This is a genomic window from Fibrobacter succinogenes (genome assembly GCF_902779965.1).
In the GTDB taxonomy this organism is placed as follows: Bacteria; Fibrobacterota; Fibrobacteria; order Fibrobacterales; family Fibrobacteraceae; genus Fibrobacter; species Fibrobacter succinogenes_F.
Window position 1 is genome coordinate 1 of record NZ_CACZDK010000034.1, and the last position, 26,149, is coordinate 26,149.

Genomic DNA, 26,149 nt, shown 5'->3' on the forward strand with positions numbered 1-26,149 from the left:
TGCTTCATAGCTCAGTTGGTAGAGCCCGCGACTGTTAATCGCGTTGTCCTTGGTTCGAGTCCAAGTGAAGCAGCTGAAAAAGCCTCGGTCTTTTGACCGGGGCTTTTTCGTTTATGATTTGCCATCTCTCGCATCTGTAGTATAAAAAAATCCCGGGCGGTAGAACCGTCTGGGATGAATTGTATGTTTTCGCCGGGGGCGTGTTCAATAGATCGCGCGAATTACCTGCTGTATGCAGTCCAATGTTTCTTGAATCGGGGCTCGTCGATGATTTTTCCCCAGATGAATCCGCGGCGTGCAGTTTCCCGGCTTATCGAGCGCACGACGGTGCGCTGGGTAAGCGGGCTTGCAGTTTCGACGGCTTCGCCTGTATAACCGTTTTCGAGGTCACTTTGGCGGGCCGCCGCTGCGGCTTCTTCGCGCGCCTTGCGGGCGCGTTCTTCGAGAATCTTTAACTGGCTTTGCTTGTCGTTTGCCTCACTTTGTGCAGATTCGTTCGCAGGGGCTGCGGATAAATCCGCAGCTTTCTCTGCAGCCATTTGCATAGCCATAGGCTCGCGCGATAGCAAGTTGTTGAGTTCATCAATGTCTTGTACGAGAACGTCGTATTCGCCGTCTCCCATATCGCGCCCGATCACGCGGAGCTGCTGGAGTTCCACAAGCATTGCATATGCCGTTCCTTTGGATATTTCGAATTCGTCCATCAGGTATTCTGCATCAACAACGTCTAGCTGAACAATGTTTTCTGCAACTTCACGTACGGTTACGTCGTTGCCGTAACCATGACTGCTTTCGGGAATCGGGGGAGGCATAGCGGGTTCAAGCGTCCCTTGCGAAGCCTCGCGCTGCGCTTCTTCAAACTGCTTGATGTATTCTTGCAATTTGCGTGTAGCAGAAGGTGCGGGGCTGGGGGGCTCTTCTGGACGTTCATCGTAATCTTCGTCATAATCCTCTTTTTCGGATTCGAGCGTAGAATCTTCCTCAGGAGCATACGGAGTTTGCTCCTGTTTCGATTTTTTCTTCGCTTTCGCCCTTTTGATGACTTGATCGACGATGATTGCGATAATGACAATGATTAGTTTGTCAAATGAATCCATGGGCTAAACCCTTTTGGTCGAATTACTTGTTTGCTTCCGGGGCGGAACCGATTTCTTTGCGCATTTGCGTGTCGGCTTCGATGTTTTTCAGGTTGTAGTAGTCCATGACGCCGAGCTTGCCTTCGCGGAGGGCGGTTGCCATAGCCATCGGGATCTGGGCTTCGGCTTCGACGAGCTTTGCCTTCATTTCCATCACCTTGGCCTTCATTTCCTGTTCGGCGGCGAATGCCATGGCACGGCGTTCTTCTGCCTTGGCCTGTGCAATCTTCTTGTCGGCTTCGGCACGGTCGGTTTCGAGGATAGCACCGATGTTCTGACCCACGTCTACATCTGCAATGTCAATGGAGAGAATTTCGAATGCGGTACCGGCGTCAAGGCCAGAAGCAAGCACCTTCTTCGAAATCATGTTCGGGTTTTCGAGCACTTCCTTGTGGCTCTGAGCTGAACCGATGGAAGACACGATGCCTTCGCCAACACGGGCGACAACCGTTTCTTCGCCTGCACCACCGACGAGCTTTTGGATGCTGGCGCGCACGGTGATACGGGTGATGGCGTGAAGCTGAATACCGTCGAGTGCCACTGCGGAAACCTTCGGGGTTTCGATGACCTTCGGGTTCACGGACATCTGCACAGCTTCGAGCACGTTACGGCCGGCAAGGTCGATGGCGGCAGCTTCTTTAAAGTCGAGCTTGATGTTTGCCTTGTTGGCAGCGATGAGAGCCTGGATCACGCGGAGCACGTTACCGCGGGAGAGGTAGTGGGCTTCGAGAAGGTTCGTGTCGACCGGAAGGCCTGCCTTGCAGCTCAAAATTCTTGCTTCGACAATCACCTGAGGCGGCACCTTACGCAGACGCATACCGATGAGCTGGAAAATGCTCACGTTTGCCTTGGAGAACAAGGCCTGAAGCCAGAGGCTAAAGAATCTGCCGATAAAGGCGAGCATAACGATGACGATGATGGCGGCAATGATAATGCCGATGATGATAAGATTATCCATGGTTTTCTCCAAGTTATGTGTTTTGTTTTAAATTTCTTTTCTTTGCAGGCTGCTTAGTTCTAAGATCTAAGTTCTGCCAACTCCTAATTGTCTATACTCACCCAGATGTGTCCTTCTTGTACGGACTCGACTTTTACGCGTTGCCCAGCTTCGATGATTTCGCCGTGGGTTTGCACGTCAAAGAGTTTGGTGGAGCCGTCGGGCGTTGTAAAGCTGGCTTGGCCCACAGGGCGGAGGAATGTTTTTGCAACACCGATATCGCCGATTGAAACGGTTTGCACATCTTCGGTGGGGGAGACTGCGGTTTCCATGTCGGTCTTGAGCATGGGAGTCCAGCCTTCGGGGAGTAGCGGGATTAAGTACTTGCTGGCGGCAACCGGGAATATGAGCGCAACGGCGGCACTGCTTAGAACAAAGAATAATCCAAATAGCCAAGGGGTGGCGTCAAAGGTGGTCTCGACGGCTTCGGGGACGTATTCGGGAATGTTGGTTGTATCGACGCTCATGATTAGCGCTATAATCATACATGCGATGCCGCCAATGCCGAACAGGAATGTGCCTGGCATGACGAATATTTCGACGAGGAACAAAATAACGCCCGCAATAAGGAGGATGGCCGGGAAGTAGCCGTCGAGCTGCGGTGCAAATTGACCGAAGAACACGATGCCGATAAGGATGATTCCTGTGATGCCGAAGAAACCAAAGCCAGGGGTCTTGAATTCAATATAAAGTGCACCGAATCCGAGAATCAGCAGAATTCCCGAGATGGCGGCGATAGCGCTTGCGATTTTTTCGCCGGTGTTCGTTTCGACTTCGCTTTTGCGTTCGATGGCTAGCTTGGTTTCAAAGTCTTCGCGGCTCTTGAACGTGCCCTTGGAAAATCCGAGTTCTTCGGCTTCCTTGTCGGTCATGGTCAAGAGTTCGCCTTCTTTCACGAGAATCTTGGGCGAACCCCAGAATTTCTTTTCGGTGCTGTCGAGTACGGCAAATTTTTTGCCTTCGATGATGAGCGTGGTGTCGCGTTCTGTAGCCGTGCCCTTGTCGAGCTTGGTGGTCAGTTCGAGCACTTCGAGTTCCGGAGTTACGAACGAAGATGCTAGCAGTTCGGGGTAGCCGTTGCGCTGGGCGAGGTTCCTGAATTTGGCGCGGAGCGGGGATTGGATTTTTTCACCCACGATTTGCGGAGTGCCGTCGCCGCCTTGCACGATCGGTGCGCAGTCACCAATGGTCGTGGCTTCGAGCATGTAGAGTCTTTTGCAGGCGAGTGCGATGAGCGAACCCGCGCTGATAGCCTTTTTCTTCACGAGCGCGATTGTCTCGGCGCCCTTTACAGCCATGATGGTATCGACGAGGTCGAATGCGGCATCGAGGCGACCGCCGAACGTGTTGATTTCAAAGACGATGTAATCTGGCTTTTTATCTAGAGCTTCACCGATGGCTCGGGCGCAGAATTCGTACATGGCCGGGTCTACATCGCCTTCCAGTTTAATCCAAACGGCCTGCTTTTTGGGGACTACGATTTCGGCTGTTTTGGGGGTTGCAGTGTCTTTTGTAACGGAATCGATTGTCGCGATTTCAGCTGCAAATGTAAATGAAAATAGAAATGTTAAAAGGAAAAGCAATTTTGATAAGAATTTCATATCGTCAATGTATAAAGATTTGTTTTATATTGAACAGTTTTTGTGAAAAAAAGCACGATTTTTTGGAAATACCGCTTAAAACCTCTTTTTTTTTGAAAATAATCATCTGTTTTTTTCTGTAAAATGTATAATATACCTTGGAATCTTACGAAATACTTATGAACAATAATTTTTTCAAAAGAAACTTAATAGTATCGTTACTCTTAGTAGCCTTCTTGTTTATTGCGACAAACGTTTCTTTTTTGTATATCAATAGAAACGCGATTGATGATAGTTGGGACTCTCTTGACGAAGTTGCCTATGCTTCCGAAGCGAAGATGGGTTTTTTAGGCCGGTCGCTTTTGAGCGCTTTGTCCAATATCTCGACTGTGGTTGGGATGGAAGAGGATCTGCTTTCTGAAAGCATGGTGCGTATGATTTGTAGCTCGCGAATCGGTCCTTTGGTGTCTGCGGCCCGCTTGTATTTGCCGGATGGGCATATCATAGCCGACCAAGGCGTTGTTTTTGATTCTTCTTATATAGCGCACTACAATTCTATTGTTTCGTCGAAACCGTATATTTCGAAAGTTGGACGTGATGTTGTCCGATCCGAAAATATCGTGTTTGAACAGTTTGTTCCTGTTCGTCGTAGGGGCGAAATTGTTGCTATGCTTTCTGCCGTATCCGAGCTAAAGCCGTTGTATGGTTATGTTGCGACAAATGCATTCAAGGGAAAAGCCTCGTTAATCGTTGTGGACCGTAGAGATGGATCTTTTGTTGTTGAAAAAACGGGGAAATGGAGAAACTTTAATGGTTTTATAAGGACGCTTCAGCCGAAAAACGGGTATTCCTTGGATGAGTGGGCCGCCAACGTCATGAAGGGCGAACGGTCTCATTTGGCATATGGGGAAAAATCTTCGGATGAATCGAAGCTCTTGGTGTCGCTTCCGCTGTTCGGTGGTAGCTGGTCGTTGATTTTGTATGTCAATGAAAATATTGCTTTTGCGCGAGTGGATAAAATCCGTAAATTCTATATAGCGATTTCTGCTATAGAACTTTTTGTAATTCTCCTGTATCTCCTTAGAATTATGTGGAATGCCCGCCGCATGGTCGAAGCGGAGAGCGGTGAATATTCCGAAATTGCAGACGCTTTGAGCGAAACGTACGAGTGCATTTTCTATGTGAATATTTTGGATGATTCGTTTGATTCGTTCCATGCCGAAAAACTGATGCACAAGTTGCATGAATCGGTGAATGGGCGAGACTTCTTCTTTGAATCTATCGCGAGCTTGCGGAGCAATCTTCATGAAGACGATCTTGAAATTGTAATGCACTTTATGGAAAAGGGCGCTTTCCTCCAGCGTTTGGAAGAAAGCCCGAGTGCCGCGGTTGAATATAGGCTTATCATTGATGGTGTACCGCAATACTACAGGATGAAGGCGATTAAGTCTCGCAAGGATGACAATCATGTTATTGTGGCTGTTGAAAATATCGATTCCGAAGTCAACAAGGCGGTTGCCCAGCGCCAGGAAATGGATCGCAACAACAGGGTTATTGAATCACTTGCTTCGGACTTTGATTTTGTGAACTACGTAACGCTTGGCGATGATGCCTTGTCGGATGTCGTGGTGACTTACCGCGCTAGTTCTGTATTGTTAAAGGCTATTCCAGGATGGTCTTCAGAAAAGATTTTTGCAAAGCGAATGGATTTGCTGTTAAAGTATTTGGTTTGTGATTCTAATAAGCTCCAGTTCCGTGAACAGACAAATCGTGAATATCTTGTCAGGACTTTGAAAACCGAGCCTGTTATCCATGTTAATTTCAAGATAAAACTTGATGACAAGGAAATTTTCTACCAGATGAAGGTTATTGCCGATAAGGATGATGTCGGCAACCTCAAGGGCATTGTTTTTGGTTTGCATTGTGTCGATGACGAAATCAAGAAGCAGATGGAAATCCAGTCGAATCTAAAGCAGAATCTTGAAATTATCGATATCCTTTCGGAAGATTATTCATCGCTTTTCTATTTTAATCTTGTTGACGGAACGAGCGGAGTGCTCGCGGTTCGTGAAGACATCAGGAACGCTTTAAGCAAGCAGTTTGCCTCGTGTGAAAAGCTTGAGGATGTGTTCACGGCTTTTGTTCTGAATTTAGCTCATCCGGATGATCGCGAAAGGCTTTTCGGGCTTGCCTCAAGAGATTTGGTTGCCGCAAAGCTTATGCATCAGAAGCGCTTGACGATCGTGTTCAGACGACTCTATGGATCTGAATACAAGTACACGCGCCTTGTGTTTGCAAAGGCCGAAGCTGTTGATGATCCTCCGAAGCTTATCGCCGTTGGTTTTGTCGAGGTGGATGCACAGTATCGCGCTGAAACGGAACATCAGGAAAATATTGACCGCATCATGAGCCTTTCGGATCAGTTCGAAACGGTATTCGATGTCAATATCGATACGGGATTGTTCAGCGTCTCGTTGAATGGTGGAAAGTTTAACGATGTTGTCGATAAAAATACCGGCGAAGGGATAGACTTCTTTAAGAATCGTATCGATGATATTCGAAAAGTGGTCTATCAGGACGATCAAGAAGCGATTTTGGAGATGCTGAATCGTGATGTCGTTATCGCTCGCTTGCAGCACGAAAATTCGTTCTTCCATGATTATCGACGGGTAACGACAGAAGGGCTCAAGTGGTATCGCATGAAGGTGACCAAGATGGGTGACTGGTCCAAGTCCCATCGTGTGCTTGTCGGGCTGTTTAACAATGATGCTGTTTATCGCAAGGAAATGGCTCAACAGGAGGCGCTTGAACAGGCGCTTGAAATGGCGAAGTCGGCATCCCGTGCAAAGACGATGTTCCTCAACAATATGAGTCATGATATCCGTACTCCGATGAACGCTATTATTGGCTATACGGAACTTGCGACAATGCATATTGGCAACAAGGACTTGGTCAAGAATTTCCTTGGAAAAATAGAGCTTTCGTCGAACCACTTGCTCTCGCTGATTAATGATGTGCTTGACATGAGCCGTATTGAATCGGGCAAGCTGAATTTAAACGAAAAGTCGGAGCATATTCCCGAAATTATCCATACGCTCAAGGATATTGTGCAAGCGGATATCAACGCCAAGAATTTGCAGTTCTATGCCAACAGCGTTGGTATTCATAATGAATACGTTGTCTGTGATAGACTCCGCTTGAACCAGGTTCTTTTGAATGTGATTTCGAATGCCATCAAGTACACTCCGACCGGCGGCTCTATTTGGTTTACCGTTGAACAGAAGGTGTGCGAGGAATCAGGTGTTGGTGCCTATGAGTTTAGAATACGGGACTCGGGTATTGGCATGAGCGAAGATTTCTTGCCCAAGATTTTTGATGCGTTTACGAGAGTGAATTCGTCTACCGTTTCTGGAATCCAGGGAACGGGGCTTGGCATGGCAATTACGAAGAATATTGTCGATATGATGGGGGGCTCCATTGATATTAAAAGTAAGGTGGACGAAGGTACAGATGTTGTCTTGAACTTTAAGTTCAAGTTGGCCGATACAACGCTGGAACTGACTCACGTGAAGGAACTGGAAGGCAAGAAACTTTTAGTTGTTGATGATGACGCCGACAGTATAAAGAGCGTTCCGCAAATCTTTAGCGCTTTGGGCGTTGATGTGGATTGCTGCTATTCCGGTGCCGAGGCTTTGGAAAAAGTCAAAGAGGCTAAGTCCAAGGGCTTTAAGTATGATGCGTTCCTTGTGGATTGGCGCATGCCGGATATGGATGGCTTGAAGACGACGACCCGCCTTCGCGAAGAGTTGGGAGAGGACATCCTTGTTATTGTGATGTCTGCTTATGAATGGTCGGATATCGAGGACATGGCTCTTAGAGTGGGTATCCGTAATTTTATGAGCAAGCCCGTGTTCCCGTCGGATGCAAAGGAAACTTTGTTGCAAAGTTTTGGACTCTCGCATGCCGATAAGCCTGTGTTAGACCGGAAGGTTGATTTTAACGGCAAGAAGGTTTTGCTCGTGGATGATAATGAGCTGAACCGCGAAATTGCTGAAGAAATCTTGGAGGATTGCGGTATTCAGGTGGCTACGGCTTGCGATGGCGCGAAAGCTGTGGAATACATGAAGAATGTAAAGCCCGGCGAATGTGACTTGATCTTGATGGATGTCCAGATGCCGATTATGGATGGTTACGAGGCAACTCGCGAAATCCGCAAACTCGAAAACAAGGTGGCTGCTGAAATTCCAATTATCGCTATGACGGCAAACGCCTTTGCGGATGACCAGCAGGCCGCTTTGGAAGCCGGCATGAACGAGCATGTGGCAAAACCCGTGAACGTCAATAAGTTGAAGGAAGTGCTGTCGAGGTTTTTGTAGGTGTGAGGTCGGGCCTTTGGCCCTTTGGGGTCGGGCCTTCGGCCCTTTGAGGCGTGAGGTTGGTACTTCGTGCTTTTTTGGAAACGTCATTCTGAGTGGCGAATAGCCACGAAGAATCCAGTTAAAATATGCACTGGATCCTTCGACTTCTCCACAAAGTGGATAACAGCAACTAGGCAACAAGTTGTCAAGTTTTGTATAGCTTAGGATGACACCTCATAACCACTTCCTACTTCCTACTGTCTACTTCCTACTAAGTTCACCGCTCAAAACCCCTTATTTGGGTGTATTCCTAACCACCAACCACTAGCCACTAATCACTATTTTACTATATATGTACGCAAATTGCATTTTTGCCTGGGTCCTGTGACCAGATTCGCCAATTCCACTGGTGCTAGAGCAGTAAACTCGGACAAAAACATGTAATGAAACAAACAATCAAAAAAAGGAATGGCTTAAAATGGCTACTATCACTAAAGAAAAGGCTGCAGAACTCACCGCTAAGTTTGGTGCTAACGAAAAGGACACCGGTAACGTCCGCGTTCAGATCGCTATCCTCACGGAAAAGATCAAGAACCTCACCGAACACATCAAGACCAACAAGAAGGACTTCCACTCCCTCCGCGGTTTGTCCATGATGGTTGCAAAGCGTAAGAACCTCCTCAAGTACTACGGCGAAAAGGACATTATCGCTCAGCGTGCTTTGATTAAGGATCTCGGTCTCCGCGGCTAATTCTCGTATTGGAGATTTTTTATGTCAACAGAAGCTTATCAAGCTAAGTACGGCAAGATGCTCGACCCGAAGGAAGTGTCGGTAAACCTTCCGGATGGTCGTGTCATTACGTTTGAAACTGGCCGTATCGCAAAGCAGGCACGTGGTTCTGCTGTCGCTAAGATGGGGGACGCGTTTGTCCTTTCTACCGTTTGCTACGGTGAAGAAAAGGATGGTGACTTCTTCCCTCTGACAGTTGAATATCGCGAAAAGTCTTATGCTGCCGGACGCCTGCCTGGTGGCTATAGCAAGCGCGAACCGGGTCGTCCGAGCGATGAAGAAATTCTTTCGGCTCGTATTATTGACCGCCCGATTCGTCCGATGTTCCCGGAAAACTTCACACGTGAAGTCCAGGTCGTCGTTCAGGTTCTTTCTTCCGACAAGAAGTTCGCTCCGGACGTTCTTGGCGTGAGCGCTGCATCCCTTTCCATCGGTCTTTCTGAACTCCCGTTCGAACAGCAGGTTGCTGCTGTCCGCGTGGCTGTTGTCGATGGTCAGAACGTTGTGATGCCGACTTACGACCAGGTTGCCGTGGCCGATCTAGACCTCGTGGTCGCCGGTACGGAAGACTCTGTTTGCATGGTCGAAGGTGGTGCTTACGAAGTGTCCGAAGACACGATGATTGGCGCAATCCTCGCTGGCCATGAAGTTATCAAGGAAATGTGCAAGGCCCAACAGCAACTGGTGGACCGCTGCTCCAAGCCGAAGATGGAACTCAAGCCGAAGTTTGTTGGTGAAGATCATGACAAACTCGTTGCTACCGTTAAGGAAGTTGTCTGGGATGAACTGAACAAGGACGTCCACTCCAACATGGTGAAGACCGACTTCTATCCGGCTATGGCAGACCTTTGCGCTCGCATGCTCGAAGACGCTCGCATCCTCGCTCTCATCGGCGAAGGTGAAGCTCAGGATCCGAAGCTCGCTGCTGATGCTAAGGCAATCTTCAGCGACCTCGAACGCACTGCAATGCGCGAAATGATTTTGAACGAAGGCGTTCGTCTTGACGGCCGTACCACGACCGAAGTCCGCCCGATCGAAATCGAAATGGGCGTGCTCCCGCGCGCTCACGGTTCTGCAATCTTCCAGCGCGGTGAAACCCAGGGTCTTGTCATTTGCACTCTTGGTACAAAGGCTGACGAACAACGTTTCGAAAGCATGCAGGGCGAAGGCTCCAAGAGCTACATGCTCCATTACAACTTCCCGCCGTTCTCCGTCGGTGAATGCAAGAAGCTCGGCCTCTCTCGCCGTGAAATCGGTCACGGTCACTTGGCTGAACGTTCCCTCGCTGCAGTTCTTCCGCTCCCGGAAGACTTCCCTTACACCATCCGCGTGGTTTCCGAAATCATGGAATCCAACGGTTCTTCTTCCATGGCCTCTGTTTGCGGTGGCTGCCTCAGCTTGATGGACGCTGGCGTTCCTATCAAGGCTCCGGTTGCTGGTATCGCCATGGGCCTCATCTCCGAAAAGGGTTCCGTCAAGGAAGGCGGCAAGATCAAGATCTTGACCGACATTACCGGTACGGAAGACCACCTCGGCGATATGGACTTCAAGGTCACGGGTACTGCTGAAGGTATCACTGCATTCCAGATGGACATCAAGATCCGCGGTATCACCCCGGAACTTATGCGTGAAGCTTTGGAACAGGCTCGTCAGGGTCGTATCCACATTCTTGGCAAGATGGCTGAACTTGGCCTCGCTGCACCGCGTCCGAAGGTTTCCGACAAGGCTCCGACGATGCTCAAGATGCACATCCCGACCACGAAGATCCGTGACGTTATCGGTTCTGGTGGTTCCGTCATCAAGGGCATGCAGGCTCAAACGGGTTGCACCATCAACATCGATGATAACGGCAATATCGACATCGCCGCCCCGACGGGTAAGGCTGGTGAAGTTTGCCGCCGCATGATCGAAGAACTCACTGCAGAACCGGAACCGGGCCGCAAGTACAAGGGCAAGGTCAAGACGATCCAGCCGTTTGGCGCATTCGTCGAAATCCTCCCGGGTCGCGACGGCCTCGTGCACATCTCCGTGAAGCTTTCTATCAAGGCTTTGCTCCCGCCGAAACCGGCTGCTCCGGCTGCCGATGCTGCTCCGGAAGCTTCGGCTCCTGAAGCTCCGACCGAAGCATAGTTGGAATAGTCCGAATAAGACTCTTTAAAGGAAACGTGTGGTTATTGCCACACGTTTTCTTTTTTATCTTTTAGCCGGTTTTGTGTTAGGAAAATTTTAGGGGGGCTAATGTACTTTTTTGAAAAAAAAAGTTAACTTTATAATAGTTGCTTTCTAGTTGCGGATATGGGCTATATCTATTTAACATTGATGTTTGTGCTATCTGCCGTCAATTTGGCAGTGCTTTCTCTGCGTTTTCAGAACCAGAGAAATAATTATGTTTATTACTCCTTTTATGCGATTCTCGTTGCAAACTTTGGTCACTGGCTTTTAGGATTTTCGGAAACGGTCGAGGGGGCTATTATCGCCAACAAGGTGAACTACCTTGGTGGGTCGTTCCTTCCGATGTTCATGTTCTTTGCTCTTTTGAAAGTTTGCAAGATGTCTATCCCGAAGTGGTTGCACATCACGCTTATCCTCATGAGCTTTACGATTTGCGCACTGGCTATGACAGTCGGGTATTTTCCGGCGTACTACAAGACCGTGGAGTACGTGGTTCAGGCGGGTGTCGGAAACTACGTGGCAACGTATGGCTGGGCTCATGGTTTGTTCAACGCTTTCTTGGTGAGCTATGTTGTTCTGGATATTTGGGTTATTGTCCGCGCCATTATGCACCAGAAGATGGTGTCGCTCAAGAACATCATTGCGATGATTATTGGCGAAATTGCGACTATCATGTCGTTCTTCTTGGCTCGCTATTTGGGAAGCGACATGCTCATCATGCCGTTTATTTATGTGCTGGATCAGCTTCTCTTGCTCTATATTTGTAACAACGTCAAGTGGTACGATATTACGGAATGCGTGATAGAATCCATTGAAACCGAGAGTTCTTGTGCGTATATGTCGTTCTCGGTCGATGGGGCCTACTTGGGGGCAAACCGGATTGCCATGAACTTTTTCCCGGAACTGGTCCGGATGAGGGTGGACGCCCATTTAAAAGGCGAAACGGAACTGCAACAGCAAATCATGTCTTGGATTGAAAAATACCGTAAGTCCAAGATCTTGACCGATTACAGCCAAATGACCGAGTTCAATTATTTGGGCCGTCATTACAAGTGCGAAGTGAAAGTTTTGAGACAAGTTCATGGAAAGAACGTGTTCTTGTTCAGGATTGAAGATAATACGCAGGAACAGCAATACATTGATGCGCTCGGTCGTAGCAATTCCATGTTGCAGAAGAACATGTTGAAAACCGAAAACGAAAAACTCTCGGTGCAGGAAAAGTGGATCGTTGGCATGGCGCAGATGGCTGAAAGCCGTGCAGGCAACATGGATGGGCATATCAAGCGCACGAGCGAAGTTGTGAAAATCTTAGTATCGACGATGCGTAAAAAAGGCATGGATGATTTGTCGGATAAGTTCCTTGATGTGTTGATTGCCGCGGCTCCCATGTACGATTTGGGCAAGGTGGCGATTGACGATGCTGTGTTGCGTAAACCGGGTCGCTTTACTTTTGATGATTACGAAATCATGAAGACACATGCGGAGAAGGGAGCGAACATTATCGAAAAACTTCTCTCCGATGTCAAGGACAGTTATTTTGTCAGTGTTGCAAAGAACATGGCGCTTTATCATCATGAACGTTGGGATGGAACGGGTTATCCGGAGCAACGCTCGGGTGAAAATATTCCGATGGAAGCGCGTATCATGGCTCTTGCGGACGTTTACGATGCCTTGGTGAGCAAGCGTTGCTACAAGGAACGTATGTCATTCCGTGAAGCGCGTGATGTGATTATTGCGTCGATGGGGAAGCAGTTTGACCCGCATTTGAAAGACTGCTTCTTGGATTGTCAAGACCAGTTGATGGATTATTATTGTTCTGTGGATCATTGATGAACTTGTTTTGAGAGATTGGTATGTTTGTTATTTATTACTTGATTGCCATGTGCGTCTTTTCAGGGATTAACGCCGGCCTGCTTTCTTATTTTTACCGCAGGCCGTTGAATTCCTTTTTTACGGCATTCTTCTTTTCGATTGTCCTTGCTGATTTTGGTTATCTCTTTTTAGCGCTCTCGACAACGATTGAGGGAGCGATTGTAGCAAACAAGGTGTGCTATTTGGGTGCATGCTTTTTGCCGCTTTTCTTGTTCCTCTTGATTTGCCGTTTATGCTCGTTTAATGTTCCGCGTTGGTTGAAGCTGTTTTTATTCTTGTACAGCACCCTTGTGTTTGCGCTTTCGTGCACGGTAGGCTTTAGCGATGTGTTCTATGAATCGGTTCGCTATGTTGTCTTGAATGGCTTTGGCAGTTACATGCCGACATATGGGCCCGGCCATGTTTTGTGGGACATTCTGCTTTATTTTTATGGCATAGCCAATGTCGTTATCGTTGTCGTTGCTGCAAAGAAAAAACGTAATGTCAGTTACAAGACTTTGGTTGCCATTGCATCGCTTTCGTTCGTTTCGATTGGTTCGTTTATTTTGACGCGCTATTTGGAAAACGACACTTTGCTCATGCCGCTTGTTTATTTGATTGATGAACTGGTGCTGCTCTATGTTTGTGCCTTGGTGAAAATGCACGATGTGATGAACAGTGTGCTTGAATCGCTGGAAGCTGAGAATACCGCGGCCTACTTGGCTTTTTCGCCGAAGGGTTATTATCTTGGGTGCAACGATATCGCAGGTCGGTATTTCCCAGAACTTCTGGAGTGCCGTGTTGATCATGCCTTGCCATCGGATATTGAAATAGCAGGCATTTTTGAAGAGGGCATGGAGCAACTGAAAGGCGCTAGTGGCGACAAGGTTTACCGCTTCACGTACAAGGATCGTTATTTCAAGGCGGTGATGAGGAATGTGCATCAGAATAAGAAGTTGCAGATATTCCTGTTCCGTATTGAAGATGAAACAAATATTCAACGCTATATTGAACGCTTGGATGCTAATAATACTGAGCTTGCGGCTCTCATCAAGAACAACAAAGAACAGATTCGTCTTTTCCAGAACCAGATGCTTGTGAGCATGGCTGAAATGGTCAATAACAAGGATGGTTTTACTGGGGAGCACCTCAAGCGTACAAAGGAAGTGGTGAGTATCCTTGTTGAAAAAATGCAGCTTGATCCGAATTTGAATTACTCCAAGGAATTCTATGACGATATGATTGCTGCGGCTCCGATGCATGATATTGGTAAGATTGCCATTGATGACAAAGTGCTTTGCAAGCCGGGCAAGTTTACGGAAGAAGAATTTGCTGAAATGAAAACTCACGCTGAAAAGGGGGCTATCATTATCAAGAACTTGCTTTCGAATTTCCAGAGTGAGCTCTTTGTGGAAATTGCAAAGAACATGGCGGGCGGTCATCATGAACGTTGGGATGGCAGTGGATACCCGTATGGTTTGAAGGGCGAAAGCATTCCGCTCGAAGCCCGTGTGATGGCTATTGCGGATGTGTACGATGCCTTGGTGAGTAAGAGATGCTATAAGGATGCGTTTTCTTTTGAAGAGGCTTATAACATTATCGATAGCTCTATGGGCAAGCATTTTGATCCGAGCCTCAAGAAGTATTTTGACATGAGCCGCGAAGAGCTGGAAGCCTACTACAAGAAGGAATGTGAAGCCGAAAGGACTGAAGGGGCTTAGTGTTTAGAACTTAGAACTTTTTTTCTCACTAAAAGAAAAAACTAAGTTCTAAGAGCGGAGCGGGCTAAGTTCTACCAACTAACTTCTGACAACTGCGGCAAAGCCGTTCTAGTTACTCAATAAACATGTTTGTGCGTGGGAAACTCAATGTTTTGACGTAAAAGTTTCTACATTTTAGGCATGCTAGATTTTACTACACTTCCGTATGTTGATGACCGCTTTAAAGCGGTACGCAGGGAAACTGTTCAAGTCCGCGTAGGCGAGGCTGTGATAGGGGGCAACGCCCCCATTTTAGTTCAATCCATGACGACCACGAAGCCGAAGGACGTGGAAAAAACGGTGGCTGAAACTTTGGCGCTTGCTAAAGTGGGTTGCGGCTTGGTTCGCATTACGGCGCCTACGTTTGCCGATGCTCAGGGACTCGAAGAAGTCATGAAGCGCGTGCGTGCCGCCGGTTGTACGGTTCCTGTTTCTGCCGATATTCACTTCCAGCCGAAGGCCGCTTTCGAAGCGCTCAAGTGGGTGGAAAAGGTTCGCATCAACCCGGGGAACTTTGTAGATACGGGTATTTTGACGCTCGAAAATCAGACGGATAAGATGTTTGACGAAGGCAAGGAAAAGGTTGCCGAAGCCTTCACTCCGTTTGTGCAAGAAGCAAAGCGTTTGGGTCGTGCTATCCGCATTGGCGTGAACCACGGTTCCTTGAGCGCCCGTATGATTTATCGTTATGGCGACACCGTGGAAGGCATGGTGGAAAGCGCCATTGAATATTTGGCTGTTTGCGAAGCCGAACATTTTGACCAAGTTGTTTTGAGCCTCAAGTCGAGCAATCCGCGTGTGGCAATTGCCGCTTATCGCATGCTCGCAGCCCGCTTGAAGCAGGAACACTTTAAGCCGTATCCGTTCCATGTGGGCGTGACGGAAGCAGGTGCTGGCGCGGACGGACGTTTGAAGTCTGCGGCGGGCATTGGTGCGCTTTTGCTCGATGGCCTTGCCGATACGATTCGCGTGTCGCTCACTGAAGATCCGGTGGCGGAAGTCCCGGTGGCGCAGGAACTCATCAAGGCTTGCGAACTCAAGGCGGATGCGCCGAAGTTTGCGGTGCCGGTTCTGGAAAAGGACCCGTACCATTACGAACGTCGTGAAACGGTTCCGGTCACGCTTGCTGGCGTAAAGATCGGCGGTTCTGAACCGGTGCGCGTCGGCATGAAGGCCGATGCGGTGAGCCTCACGGGCGAACGCCGCAATGCAGAATTTGCTTTGGCTGGGCTTGATGCTAAGCCGGTTGTAGAATTTAAGGATGCGATGGATATCGCTGGCTTTGCCGCAAATCCGAACGCCGTTCCTGAAGGTTCGCTCTTCTGCTACACAGGCCCTGAAATGGTGATGGGCGTGCGCGCTCTTGCTTCGGCTTTGTACGCTGCAAACCGCAAGGACCCGATTCTCCTTTATGCAAAGATTGCAGATAACGAAGCTGACATGTTGCGTGTGTCTGCCGATATCGGAAGCCTCGTAACGGATGGCCTTGGCGATGCCGTTGTAATCGACGGTTACAAGAGCCCGAAGGATTCCGTGATTCTCGCATTCGATATTTTGCAAGCCGCTTATTGCCGCCGCAGCAAGACAAACTTTATCAGCTGCCCGAGCTGCGGCCGTACGCTTTACGACATCCAGCAGGTGATGGGCAAAATCAAGGCTCGCTTTGGACACCTCTCGGACATCTCGATTGGCATCATGGGATGCATCGTGAATGGTCCGGGCGAAATGGCTGATGCTGACTTTGGCTACGTGGGCGGAGGCCCTGGCCGTATTACGCTTTTTGAAGGCAAGACCGCAGTGAAGAAAAACATCCCCGAAGAGGATGCCATTGAAGAATTGGTGAACCTCATCAAAGAACGAGGCCGCTGGGTGGAACCTTGATTTAGTAGACGGTAGACAGTAGGAAGTAGACAGAATAAATTTGGCGGCGAAGCCGCGATTATTCAACTTCCTACTTCTAACTTCCTACTTGTTACTTTTTAACTTAAACAAAGGAATAAAAAATGGCAACTATTAAGACGATGAACAACATTTCCAAGAAAGGCTTGAGCCTGTTTGGCTCGTTCTATCAGGTTTCCGATTCTATCGAAAATCCGGATGCTATCTTGGTGCGTTCTGCTCAGGTTGATACCGATAACTTTGATGGCCTTTTGGCTGTCGCTCGCGCTGGTGCAGGCGTGAACAACATTACGATTGACAAGGCTTCTGCAAAGGGCATCTGCGTGTTCAACACTCCGGGTGCAAACGCAAACGCTGTTGCTGAACTCGTGATGACCGTGCTTGGCATGGCTGTTCGTAACGCTGACAAGGCTGCTGCTTGGGTCAAGGGTCTCGATGTGAATGATCCGGATCTCGCAAAGACGGTCGAAAGCGGCAAGAAAAAGTTCGCTGGTATGGAACTTGCCGGCAAGACTCTCGGTGTTGTTGGCCTTGGCAAGATCGGTGTGCTCGTTGCTAACTATGCTCGTTGGAAGAACATGCGCGTAATCGCTTACGAACCGTATCCGAACGCAAACAACATGCATGAACTTTCTAACAAGGTTGAAATTGCAGACCTCGACACCGTGATTGCAAATTCTGACTTCCTCACGGTTCACGTTCCGTTCATCAAGGGCGTTACCGAAAACCTCCTCAACAAGAAGAACCTCGCTCAGTTCAAGGGTTCCTACATCATGAATTTTGCTCGTGGTGGCATTGTTGAAATGGATCCGGTTAACGAAATGCTCGCTTCTGGTTCTCTCCAGGGCTACCTCTGCGATTTCCCGACTGCAGAACTCATCAAGAACGACAAGGTCACTTGCTTCCCGCACCTCGGCGCATCTACTGAAGAAGCCGAAGAAAACTGCGCTGTGATGGCAGTTGAAGAATTGAAGGACTACATCGAATACGGTTGCGTCCGCAATTCCGTGAACTTCCCAGCTCTCGTCGATCATCCGCATGCTGGCATCAAGAGCCGCGTTGTCGTGATCAACCAGGACGTTCCGAATATGATTTCTGAAATCACGAAGGTGTTCGGTGCCGAAGGCGTGAACATTGCTTCTTTCAGCAATAAGAGCAATGGCAAGATCGGTTACAACCTCGTTGACGTTGAAAGCAAGGTCGATGATTCTATCATTGAAAAACTCGGCAAGCTCGACAAAGTCATCAAGGTCCGCGTGATTCACTTCTAGTAGGCAGTAGACAGTAGACGGTAGGAAGTTATTAAGTTCGGCAGCTTCGCTGCGATTATTTAACTTCCGACATCCTACTGCTAACTTCTTACTGCTGATACATCTTTTCAATTTGTTCGGCGTATCGTTTTTCTGCAACGGTGCGCCGAATTTTTAATGTGGGCGTCAAAAGGCCCGATTCGATGGTGAGTTCGTCACCGATTAAAGTCCATTTGCGAATTTGTTCCCAATGGTTCAATTTTTCATTGAGATGTTCGATGTGGCGATTGATGGCATCGCGGACAAGCGGTGACTTTAGCGCATTTTCAACATCGTAGTCTTCGTTTTGCGGCTTGAGCATGCGGCGGACGCCTACTGGGTTCAGCCAAATAATTGCAGAAACAAATTTACGATCGTTCGCAATGACAAGCGCTTGCTCGACAAGCGGGTGGCGGATGATTTCAAGTTCGATGGGGTTTGGGCTGACGTATTTGCCGGTGCTTGTTTTTAGAAGTTCCTTGATGCGCCCGGTAAAGTAAAGGTATCCATCATCGTCAAAATAGCCTTGGTCGCCAGAGTGGTAAAATCCGTCTTCGGTAAAGGCGCTGGCGTTTAAATCAGGGCGGTTGTGGTAGCCTTTAAAAACACTTTCACCGCGCACTTGGATTTCGCTGCATTTCCCGATTCGAACGTCGAGGTGGGGGAGCGGCTTGCCAATGGAACCGGGCCTGATAGCTTGTTTGCAATTTGCAGAAACGACGGGCGAACATTCTGTCATGCCGTAGCCCTCGAAAACGGGGAGCCCGATGTTCAACAGAAAGCGCAATATGGATTTGTTCAATGCACTGCTGCCCGAAATAATCATGCGAAAATTGCCACCGACGGCTTCGCGCATTTTTTTATAAACGAACAGATTGAAAATGCGGTGCAAAAGGCTAGGACATTTATTGGGGTCTTTAATTTTTGCAATCTTGATGGCGTGCTTGATCAGGTGCTGCTTGAGTCCCTTGGCGCGGTCGGCGGCGGTAGTCATGCTTTCGTAAAGGCGTTCAAGAATGCGCGGAACAACGATCATGATGGTCGGGCGGACCTCGCGCAAAATGTGCGAAAGGTTGTTGGGATTGTCTCCAAAGTAAATAGCGACACCGCTTAATGTGTAAAAGTAAACGGCCATGCGTTCGAGAACATGCGCCACTGGGAGTATTGTAAGGCACGAATCTTTTTGCGAATCGAACTGGAACATCGGGGCTATGTTTTGAATTTGTACTAACATGTTCCGATGCGTGAGTTCGACGCCCTTGGGACGTCCCGTGGATCCACTTGTGTAGATGATGCTAAAAATGTCATCTGAATTGATTGTTGCAAGCTGGTTGTCAATCCATTGGGCGCGCATTTCGTCGGCGAGCGCGTCGTATCCTCTTTTGAGAAATTCGTCCCAGTAAATCCCGTTGGCGGGAAGTGTAGAATTTTTTTCGATACAGATAATATTTTTAAAGGACGGCAAGTTGTCGAGGAGCGGCGCGTCCAGTTCTTCTATGGAATTGACGATGAGAATTTTGATGTTCGCGTCGTTGCTTTGGAACGCAAAATTCTCGGAAGAAATGTTGGGAAAGAGCGGAACGACTTTGGAGTGGTTCAGTTGGATGGCAATGTCTGCAATGAGCCAGTTCGGCGAGCTCGGAGCGATGATTCCTACGCTTTCGCTTTTGTTTAATCCAAGAGCGTTTAATGCGAGTGCGAATGCCTTGGTATTCTTTTTCAATGATTCCTTGGAATAGTGAATCCACTCGCCGTCTTTACGGTGATACCATCCCCTAAAATCGGATCGGTCGCAGTTCGCGAAGAACATTGCCGGCAGAGATTTAAATTGAAGCCCTTCCATAATTTTAAAATAACATTCTATTTATGAATATTGCAATTTTTTTTGAAAAAAATAGACTTTGTGTTATTTGCATCATTTGCAAAAACGGGGGCGAGTTTCTCTTCGAAAAATATTTCTTTATATTTAGGGTATGCTAAAAAAGTTGAATGATTACGAGAAAGAGCTCTTGGAAACGGCCGCGCGGGGAGTTCCGCTGACGGCGGAGGATTTGCTGTCGGTGCGGACGCACATTGGCTTTTTTCAGCATGAGCGCTTGGTTCACGAATTGGTGATGATTCTTTTTGCGCTTTTGACTGTGGGCGGGATTCTATTCCTGATAGTGGTTCCCGATGTTGCCGTTATTGTATTGGACGTGTTGTTTTTTGTACTCTTGGTGCCGTACGTGAAGCATTACTACGGGCTTGAGAACGGGGTACAAAGGTTGTACGACTTGTACGATAAATTGGAAAAATTGTAGGAATGGCGACCCCGCAACGGAGTGCGGGGTGACAGTTCGGAGGCTATGAAAAAAAGCAAGTCCATGGGGACTTGCTTTTTGAAATTTAAAGGGATTCCTTACTTCTTCGGGGTGATGAATTCAAGCCCACCCATGTACGGACGCAGCACTTCAGGAATCTTGAGGGAGCCGTCTTTCTGCTGGTAGTTGTCGCAGATGCCGACCATCACGCGCGGAGTGGCGAGGCCAGAACCGTTAAGCGTGTGGAGGTAGACGTTCTTGCCGTTGACCTTCGTCTTGATGTTGGCGCGGCGTGCCTGGTAGTCTTCGAAGTTCGAGCAGGAGCTGACTTCAAGCCACTTCTTTTCGACCGGAGCATAGACTTCGAGGTCGTAGCACTTGGCGGCGCCGAAACCGAGGTCGCCCTTGCAGAGTGCCAAGCGGTGGTAGGGGAGGCCGAGCTTTTCGAGAAGCTTTTCACCGAAGCGGGTGAGTTCTTCGTGGTCTTCGTAGCTGTGTTCCGGATGGGCGAAGTAAACCATTTCCACCTTGTTGAACTGGTGCAAGCGGAGAAGGCCGCGGGTGTCCTTGCCGTAGCTGCCGGCTTCACGGCGGAAGCAGGCGGAGTAAGCGCAGATGCGTTTCGGAAGTTCAGATTCCGGAATCACTTCGCCAGAGTAGAGGTTGGTGAGCGGGACTTCTGCAGTCGGGATGAGGAACAGGTCGTCATCCTTGTCGCAGCGGTACATGTCTTCTTCGAACTTCGGGAGCTGACCCGTGCCGCGCATGGTGTTGCGGGTAACGAGGTACGGCGGAGTGAATTCTTCGAAGCCTGCCTTCTGGTGTTCATCGAGGAAGAACTGGATGAGGGCGCGTTCGAGGCGAGAGCCGAGACCGCGATAGACCGGGAAGCCGGAACCGGAAATCTTGGCACCGCGTTCGAAGTCAAAAATGCCAAGGCGTTCGCCGAGAGTCTTGTGATCGACGCGGGCGAAGTCATCGTTCTTGGTGTAGTAGTCAAACGGGATCGGACCGTCTTTTTCGACAACGTTGTCCGAACTGTCCTTGCCTTCCGGAGAACGCGGAGCGATGTTCGGAACGTGCATGAGCATTTCGGTCTGCTTGTAATCGAGTTCCTTGAGCTTCTTGTCGAGTTCGTCAATCTTGTTGCCGAGTTCGCGTGTGGCGGCCTGGGCTTCATCAGCGTTTTCGCCCTTCTTCTTGAGTTCGCCAATGCGCTTGGACTGGGCGTTGCGTTCACTCTTGAGGCGTTCGACTTCGGTGAGGAGCGGGCGGCGTTCGTTATCGACGGCGAGCACGTCACGAAGGCTTACGGTCGTATATTTCTTTTCGGTTTCAGCAATATAATATTCCGGATTTTCACGGATGTTGAAAATTTTTTACGCGGTAAAAGATAGAAAAGTAGGAAGTAGGAAGTAGGAAGTAGGAAGTAAAATTTTAACGAAAACCGATGACTAATAGTTTGCGACTATTAACCAAAATCTGCCAACTAGAATCCGCCAACAAAATTTTACTGGATGGGGCTAAGCACTAAGCTCTATTAACTAGTAACTCATAACTAGTAACTCACAGCACAACGTCTCTGTTGTTTGTCTTTACATCGGTAATTTATCGGGATATGTTGTTCCGAAATTTTTCGAATATACATTATAGCTTGGGAAAGGATAAGAACACTGGGTAAACAAAGAATCAAGAGGAGTACAAAAAATGAAAATCCCTTTATTGCTTTTATTAGCAACATCTTTCTCTTTCGCCCAGTGGGGCGGCGGTGGCGGCAAATCCCTTAACGACTACAAAAACATGACAGTTTCTGGCAGACAAATCCACGTCTATGCCCCGTCCAATCTTAAGGACAACAGCCCGTTGCTCATTTCATGCCATGGTATGGATCAGGATCCCAACTACCAGCAGTCCAATACTCACTGGGAAGCGGTTGCCGATACGGCGGGCTTTGTCGTCGTTTATCCGAGGGGTGGAACGGGTATGAGTACTTGGGATATCCAGGGCGATAAGGATACCAAGTGGATGACCGAAATTATAGCCCAGATGCAAAAGGACTACAAAATCGATACCAAGCGCGTGTATCTATCGGGCTTCTCGATGGGCGGTATGTTCACTTACCATTCCATGAGCAAGATTGCAGATAAAATTGCAGCGTTTGCTCCTACGTCTGGTACGAATGTGTTCGGTGCCTCGAAGGCTCAGCGCCCGGTTCCTATCATTCATCCGCATGGAACTAACGACGATGTATTGAATTACAGTCAGGTTGAAGGTTTTATCAAGAATTACCGCGATCAGTTCCATTGCCCGTCTCAGGCTGAAGAGCAAAAGAATTATCCCAATGCAGAAAACTCTGGTGCTACTATGTACACCTGGGGCCCTTGCGATGAAGGTGTTTATATCAAGCACTTGAAGCTCCCTGGCCGTGGCCATAGCCCTTCCAAGGCGGATGTTTCGGACATCTGGAATTTTGTAAAGGAATGGACTGTGGATGGTAAAATTGGTGCGGCTCCGAAAATTGAAGTGCCGACGGATAGAGACTCTGTGTTTAACGGTTCCTTCTCGGATTCGCTTGAACTTGCTGGCTGGACGCTGAACAAGAACAGCGGTGATGCCTCTTTGAAGTTTACTGACGGAAAGGCCGAAATCGCAGTGACTAAGAAGGGTTCCAAGGCTAGCGATATTCAGGTGGTTCAGAACGGTTTCCATTTCGAAAAGGGGCAGGGTTACAAGCTCACGTTTGATGCATCGGCTTCTGCAACAAGGACTCTCGAAGTGAATATTGGAAAGAATTCCGGTTCGAAGAGCTATTTGGATTCTGCGGTGACGTTCGATCTCGGCTCTGACAAGAAAAACTTCGAAGTTAAGTTTGTCATGAGGGAATCTACCGATAAGAATGGTCGCGTGGCCTTTAATGCAGGGCTTGCAACGGGTAGCGTGTTCATTGACAATGTGGTGCTGACCAAGATTGATTCAAGCGAAGTGGGCGGTAAGACCAGCATTGCAAACGGCAGGGTTTTGCTCTCCAGCGAAAGAACGTTCAGCGTTTACGATACGAAGGGTTCTTTTGTATGTAAATTGAAAACACACATGTGTGATGTTCAGATGAAACTGAACTCGATGAATCTTGAAAAGGGCTTGTACGTTGTAAAGGACGGTAGCTATAATCAAGTATTCACTGTGAAGTAATTTAGAATCCGCGAAAGCGGAAAAGTTTTGCAAAGTCCATGGCAATAAGGTTGTCATGGACTTTTTTTTCGATGGCCTGCGGAAAATGTGCGCGGCTTGTGGGGAGGGGGCTTGATATGTGATTAGGAATGCGTTTTGAAATGCAGTTAGGAATGCGTGCGGAACTTCACATGGCGAGTGGGGACGCGGGAATTTTTAGGCGATTGTTTCTGCGAGGAGGGCGAAGGGTTCCGCGTCGGAGATGCGGACGCGAAGCGTTGTTCCCGCTGGGAACGACCCCTGGAGTGCGACGGGGCGGTATGCTGTGTTGCGGGCGATTGTGGTGCCGCTGCGGTAGCCGGGCTTCTCGGTGACCACGGTGCATTCATCGCCGATCCATTTGCGGTTGTTTTCGAGCGCAATCTGCTGGAACGCTTCGGCGAGAATCGCGGAGCGTTCATGCTTGATTGCGTCGGGAACGGCTGCATTACTTGCTTCGAGGCGTGCAGCGACGGTGTTCGGGCGCGCGACGAATCGCGTGATATTGCATACAGTCGGGTGCGTGTCTTTCAAAATGTTCAGCGTGTCGTTGAAATCTGCGGCGGATTCTCCGGGATAGCCAACGATTAAATCGGTACTGAGCGTGAACTTGCTAAAGCGTTTGTTGAATTCGTTGGCTAGTGTTACGTAATCTTGCGCGGTATGGCGGCGGTTCATTGCCTTGAGTACGTTTTCGCTACCGCTTTGCACAGGAATGTGAATGAATTTGTAAATGCGTTCGTCTGTGAAACAATCGAGCAATGCTTCTTGATAGCCGAGCACATGGCGCGGGTTTCCCATGCCGAGTCGGATGCGGTAATTGCCGTTCACGTGAGTAAGGATTCTTTGCGTGAGTTCGGCAAGGTTCGTGCCGATGTCAAAACCGTAGCAGGCGCAGTCTTGGCCTGTAAGCTGGATTTCGAGGCAACCGTCATCGACGAGTGCTTGGACTTGATCGACAATCGCGTTTGGCGCAAAGCTGTGGAGACGGCCCTTGACGAGATGCGTGCTGCAAAAAGCGCAGGCGTCGAGGCAGCCTTCTTCGATGTTCACGATGCCAACGAATGGCGATTCGCGAAGGACGTTCTTGTGGCGATTGATTGCTTTGTCGCGATTGCTGTCCCTGTTGCTTCTATTGCGAGTGCGGTCTTGATCTGCGTTACCCAAATCCACCCTAAATAGCGGGTCTTTTTCGAGATCGGCTAGCGTTGTGAATTGCACTTTCGGGACCGCTCGAATAGCTTCTTCGCGGAAGTCCTTGGGGGCGCAGCCCGTGATGTAAATGGGAACGTTCGGGTAGGCGCTTGCAGTTTTGCGCAGGAGTTTTAGGGCGCCGGAATTTCCTTTGACGGTGCAGACGTTGAGGTAGAATGCTTCGGGCACGGAATTTGCGGCGTTCCCATCATCATTTGCAGCGTTCCCACCGTCATTTGCGGCGATCCCATTTGCATTCGCGGCTTCTCCGACAGGGCGTTCTGGAAATTCAAACGTAACTTCGGATTTTCTGGAGAGGAGGCGCGCTATTTTTTCACCGTCGCCGAAGTTTGCGGCACAGCCTTGGCTTAAGACGACGATCATTTGGTGAATTTTTCCAGCGTGATGCCGGGGTAATAGTGAGTTAGAATTTGTATGTAACTCTGGCCTGCCTGAGCGCGAGCGCGAGCGCCCATTTGGCAGAGTCCAACGCCATGCCCGAATCCCTTGCCTTTAAGAATCCACTGGTTTCCGCTGCGATGGATGCGAAAAAAACAGGAGGGGAGGATAGTACCGCCGCGCTTGAACAGCCAGCGGATTTTGTCCGCCTTGGCGGTGAATTTCCCGTTGTTTGTCGAGATTTCGAGTATGTGGATGCGGCCGCTCTTGAGCGTGTCTAAAATGCTAATGGAATGGATGTTCGAAAAGCTCGGAACGTTTGCTTTGGCTTCTTTAGCGTTTGTCTGGAATAAATCACATAGCTCGTCTTCGGTAAATTCGCGGGTCCATTCGGTGTAATTCGATTCTCTGCACCAGGGCGTTCCATCGGGGCGAAGGTCGGGCTTGCTTTGTAGATAAGGGTGGTCGGGGCGGCCCCAGGTGACAACGCCTTCGGTTTGGCCTCCGCAAGTCGAGTGATAGTAAGCCGTGATGAATTCGCCGTTGTAGGTCATCACGACGCCTTCGGTTTCACGTACGGATTTGTCTGTAATTTCGGTTGAGCTGTGGAGGCCTTTGTAAACCTGGTCGCGGGTGTCTGCGTAAACATCGAAGCCTTGATTTTTGCGGCTTCCGAAGTGCTTGTATGCGTAGGTGCGTGCGGCGACAGCTTGTGCCTTGAGCGCTTCGAATTTGGATTCGTCGAGCTTGCCGATTTCGTAGGGAACGACGCCTCGCAAGTATTCTTCGATGTCGATGATGTTGATGGCGTTTACTTTATTACCATTGGCGGAAACGACAAATTCGCCTTCGTAGCAGGCTTTACCGAGACCAGCCTTGTCGGTGGCGATGGCGATACATTCGCCAGGTGCAGAACCTGTGGCTTTGAAAACGCGGCGGTCGGCGGTCTGTTGGCGTTTCGCTTTAGTCTTGATTTTGAGTTTGCCTTTTACGGCTGTGATGTGCAATTCTTCGTTCTTGTGATGAACGAGGATGCTTGGCACGCCTACAAAAACGCCCACTTGGATAGGGCGATTGAGCTCATTTGAAATTTTTTGGGGAACAATGGTTTGCTCGGAAACGCTGCTAGTTTCAATCGGTTCTAGTTCTCTCGCATGTGACGGAGGTGCAAAAGTCAATGTCGCCAAGGTGAGTGGCGACATTGCTAGCGCTAAAAC

The 26,149-nt window shown here is 48.8% G+C and carries 16 protein-coding genes and 1 tRNA gene; 10 read left to right on the plus strand and 7 right to left on the minus strand.

Going from position 1 to position 26,149, the window contains the following annotated elements; genetic code table 11:
• Positions 1-73, plus strand: a tRNA-Asn gene (locus tag HUF13_RS13670).
• Between the two features lie 148 nt (positions 74-221).
• On the opposite strand, the gene HUF13_RS13675 is transcribed toward HUF13_RS13670, so the two are convergent.
• The 3 genes from HUF13_RS13675 to HUF13_RS13685 form a co-directional block, all read right to left on the minus strand.
• On the minus strand, positions 222-1,097 hold the full coding sequence (locus tag HUF13_RS13675; RefSeq protein WP_173475649.1) for a hypothetical protein: 876 nt from the start codon (positions 1,095-1,097) through the stop codon (positions 222-224).
• Between the two features lie 22 nt (positions 1,098-1,119).
• Positions 1,120-2,094, minus strand: a complete 975-nt coding sequence (gene floA, locus HUF13_RS13680; protein ID WP_173475650.1) for a flotillin-like protein FloA — start codon at positions 2,092-2,094, stop codon at positions 1,120-1,122.
• A gap of 83 nt (positions 2,095-2,177) precedes the next feature.
• Positions 2,178-3,734: a nodulation protein NfeD gene (locus HUF13_RS13685; RefSeq protein ID WP_173475651.1), complete on the minus strand. Its 1,557-nt coding sequence runs from the start codon at positions 3,732-3,734 to the stop codon at positions 2,178-2,180.
• Between the two features lie 242 nt (positions 3,735-3,976).
• On the opposite strand from HUF13_RS13685, the gene HUF13_RS13690 reads away from it, so the two are divergent.
• The 7 genes from HUF13_RS13690 (at position 3,977) to HUF13_RS13720 (ending at position 17,814) form a co-directional block, all read left to right on the plus strand.
• Positions 3,977-8,089, plus strand: coding sequence for a response regulator (locus HUF13_RS13690; RefSeq protein WP_304039192.1), 4,113 nt, complete (start codon positions 3,977-3,979; stop codon positions 8,087-8,089).
• A 460-nt stretch (positions 8,090-8,549) separates the two neighbouring features.
• Positions 8,550-8,822 carry a 30S ribosomal protein S15 gene (gene rpsO / locus HUF13_RS13695; RefSeq protein ID WP_014547011.1) on the plus strand — a complete coding sequence of 91 codons (273 nt, stop codon included), beginning with the start codon at positions 8,550-8,552 and terminating at the stop codon, positions 8,820-8,822.
• Positions 8,823-8,843: 21 nt separating this feature from the next.
• Entirely contained in the window at positions 8,844-10,991 is a 2,148-nt protein-coding gene (gene pnp / locus HUF13_RS13700) for a polyribonucleotide nucleotidyltransferase (RefSeq protein ID WP_173475653.1), read from the plus strand.
• 165 nt (positions 10,992-11,156) lie between these two features.
• The gene (locus HUF13_RS13705) at positions 11,157-12,863 is read left to right on the plus strand and encodes an HD domain-containing phosphohydrolase (protein ID WP_173475654.1); all 1,707 of its coding nucleotides are present in this window, start codon (positions 11,157-11,159) and stop codon (positions 12,861-12,863) included.
• A 23-nt stretch (positions 12,864-12,886) separates the two neighbouring features.
• Complete coding sequence (locus tag HUF13_RS13710) at positions 12,887-14,605, plus strand: HD domain-containing phosphohydrolase (protein ID WP_173475655.1); 1,719 nt, start codon at positions 12,887-12,889, stop codon at positions 14,603-14,605.
• 180 nt (positions 14,606-14,785) lie between these two features.
• The gene (gene ispG / locus HUF13_RS13715) at positions 14,786-16,525 is read left to right on the plus strand and encodes a (E)-4-hydroxy-3-methylbut-2-enyl-diphosphate synthase (protein ID WP_173475656.1); all 1,740 of its coding nucleotides are present in this window, start codon (positions 14,786-14,788) and stop codon (positions 16,523-16,525) included.
• A gap of 122 nt (positions 16,526-16,647) precedes the next feature.
• The gene (locus HUF13_RS13720; protein WP_173389404.1) at positions 16,648-17,814 is read left to right on the plus strand and encodes a phosphoglycerate dehydrogenase; all 1,167 of its coding nucleotides are present in this window, start codon (positions 16,648-16,650) and stop codon (positions 17,812-17,814) included.
• Positions 17,815-17,902: 88 nt separating this feature from the next.
• Here the strand turns inward: HUF13_RS13720 and HUF13_RS13725 are convergent, their stop codons facing one another.
• Positions 17,903-19,675 carry a long-chain fatty acid--CoA ligase gene (locus HUF13_RS13725; protein ID WP_369697083.1) on the minus strand — a complete coding sequence of 591 codons (1,773 nt, stop codon included), beginning with the start codon at positions 19,673-19,675 and terminating at the stop codon, positions 17,903-17,905.
• Between the two features lie 130 nt (positions 19,676-19,805).
• Between HUF13_RS13725 and HUF13_RS13730 the strand changes: the two genes are divergently transcribed.
• Positions 19,806-20,132 carry a hypothetical protein gene (locus HUF13_RS13730; protein ID WP_173475657.1) on the plus strand — a complete coding sequence of 109 codons (327 nt, stop codon included), beginning with the start codon at positions 19,806-19,808 and terminating at the stop codon, positions 20,130-20,132.
• A 98-nt stretch (positions 20,133-20,230) separates the two neighbouring features.
• Here HUF13_RS13730 and serS read toward each other — a convergent pair whose 3' ends face one another.
• Positions 20,231-21,508, minus strand: a complete 1,278-nt coding sequence (gene serS, locus HUF13_RS13735; RefSeq protein WP_173475691.1) for a serine--tRNA ligase — start codon at positions 21,506-21,508, stop codon at positions 20,231-20,233.
• Between the two features lie 331 nt (positions 21,509-21,839).
• On the opposite strand from serS, the gene HUF13_RS13740 reads away from it, so the two are divergent.
• Complete coding sequence (locus HUF13_RS13740; protein ID WP_173475658.1) at positions 21,840-23,321, plus strand: carbohydrate binding domain-containing protein; 1,482 nt, start codon at positions 21,840-21,842, stop codon at positions 23,319-23,321.
• A 195-nt stretch (positions 23,322-23,516) separates the two neighbouring features.
• On the opposite strand, the gene HUF13_RS13745 is transcribed toward HUF13_RS13740, so the two are convergent.
• Complete coding sequence (locus tag HUF13_RS13745; RefSeq protein WP_173475659.1) at positions 23,517-24,917, minus strand: MiaB/RimO family radical SAM methylthiotransferase; 1,401 nt, start codon at positions 24,915-24,917, stop codon at positions 23,517-23,519.
• Positions 24,914-26,134, minus strand: a complete 1,221-nt coding sequence (locus tag HUF13_RS13750) for a SpoIID/LytB domain-containing protein (protein ID WP_173475660.1) — start codon at positions 26,132-26,134, stop codon at positions 24,914-24,916. The genes HUF13_RS13745 and HUF13_RS13750 overlap by 4 nt, the downstream gene beginning before the upstream one ends.
• Positions 26,135-26,149: the final 15 nt, after the last annotated feature.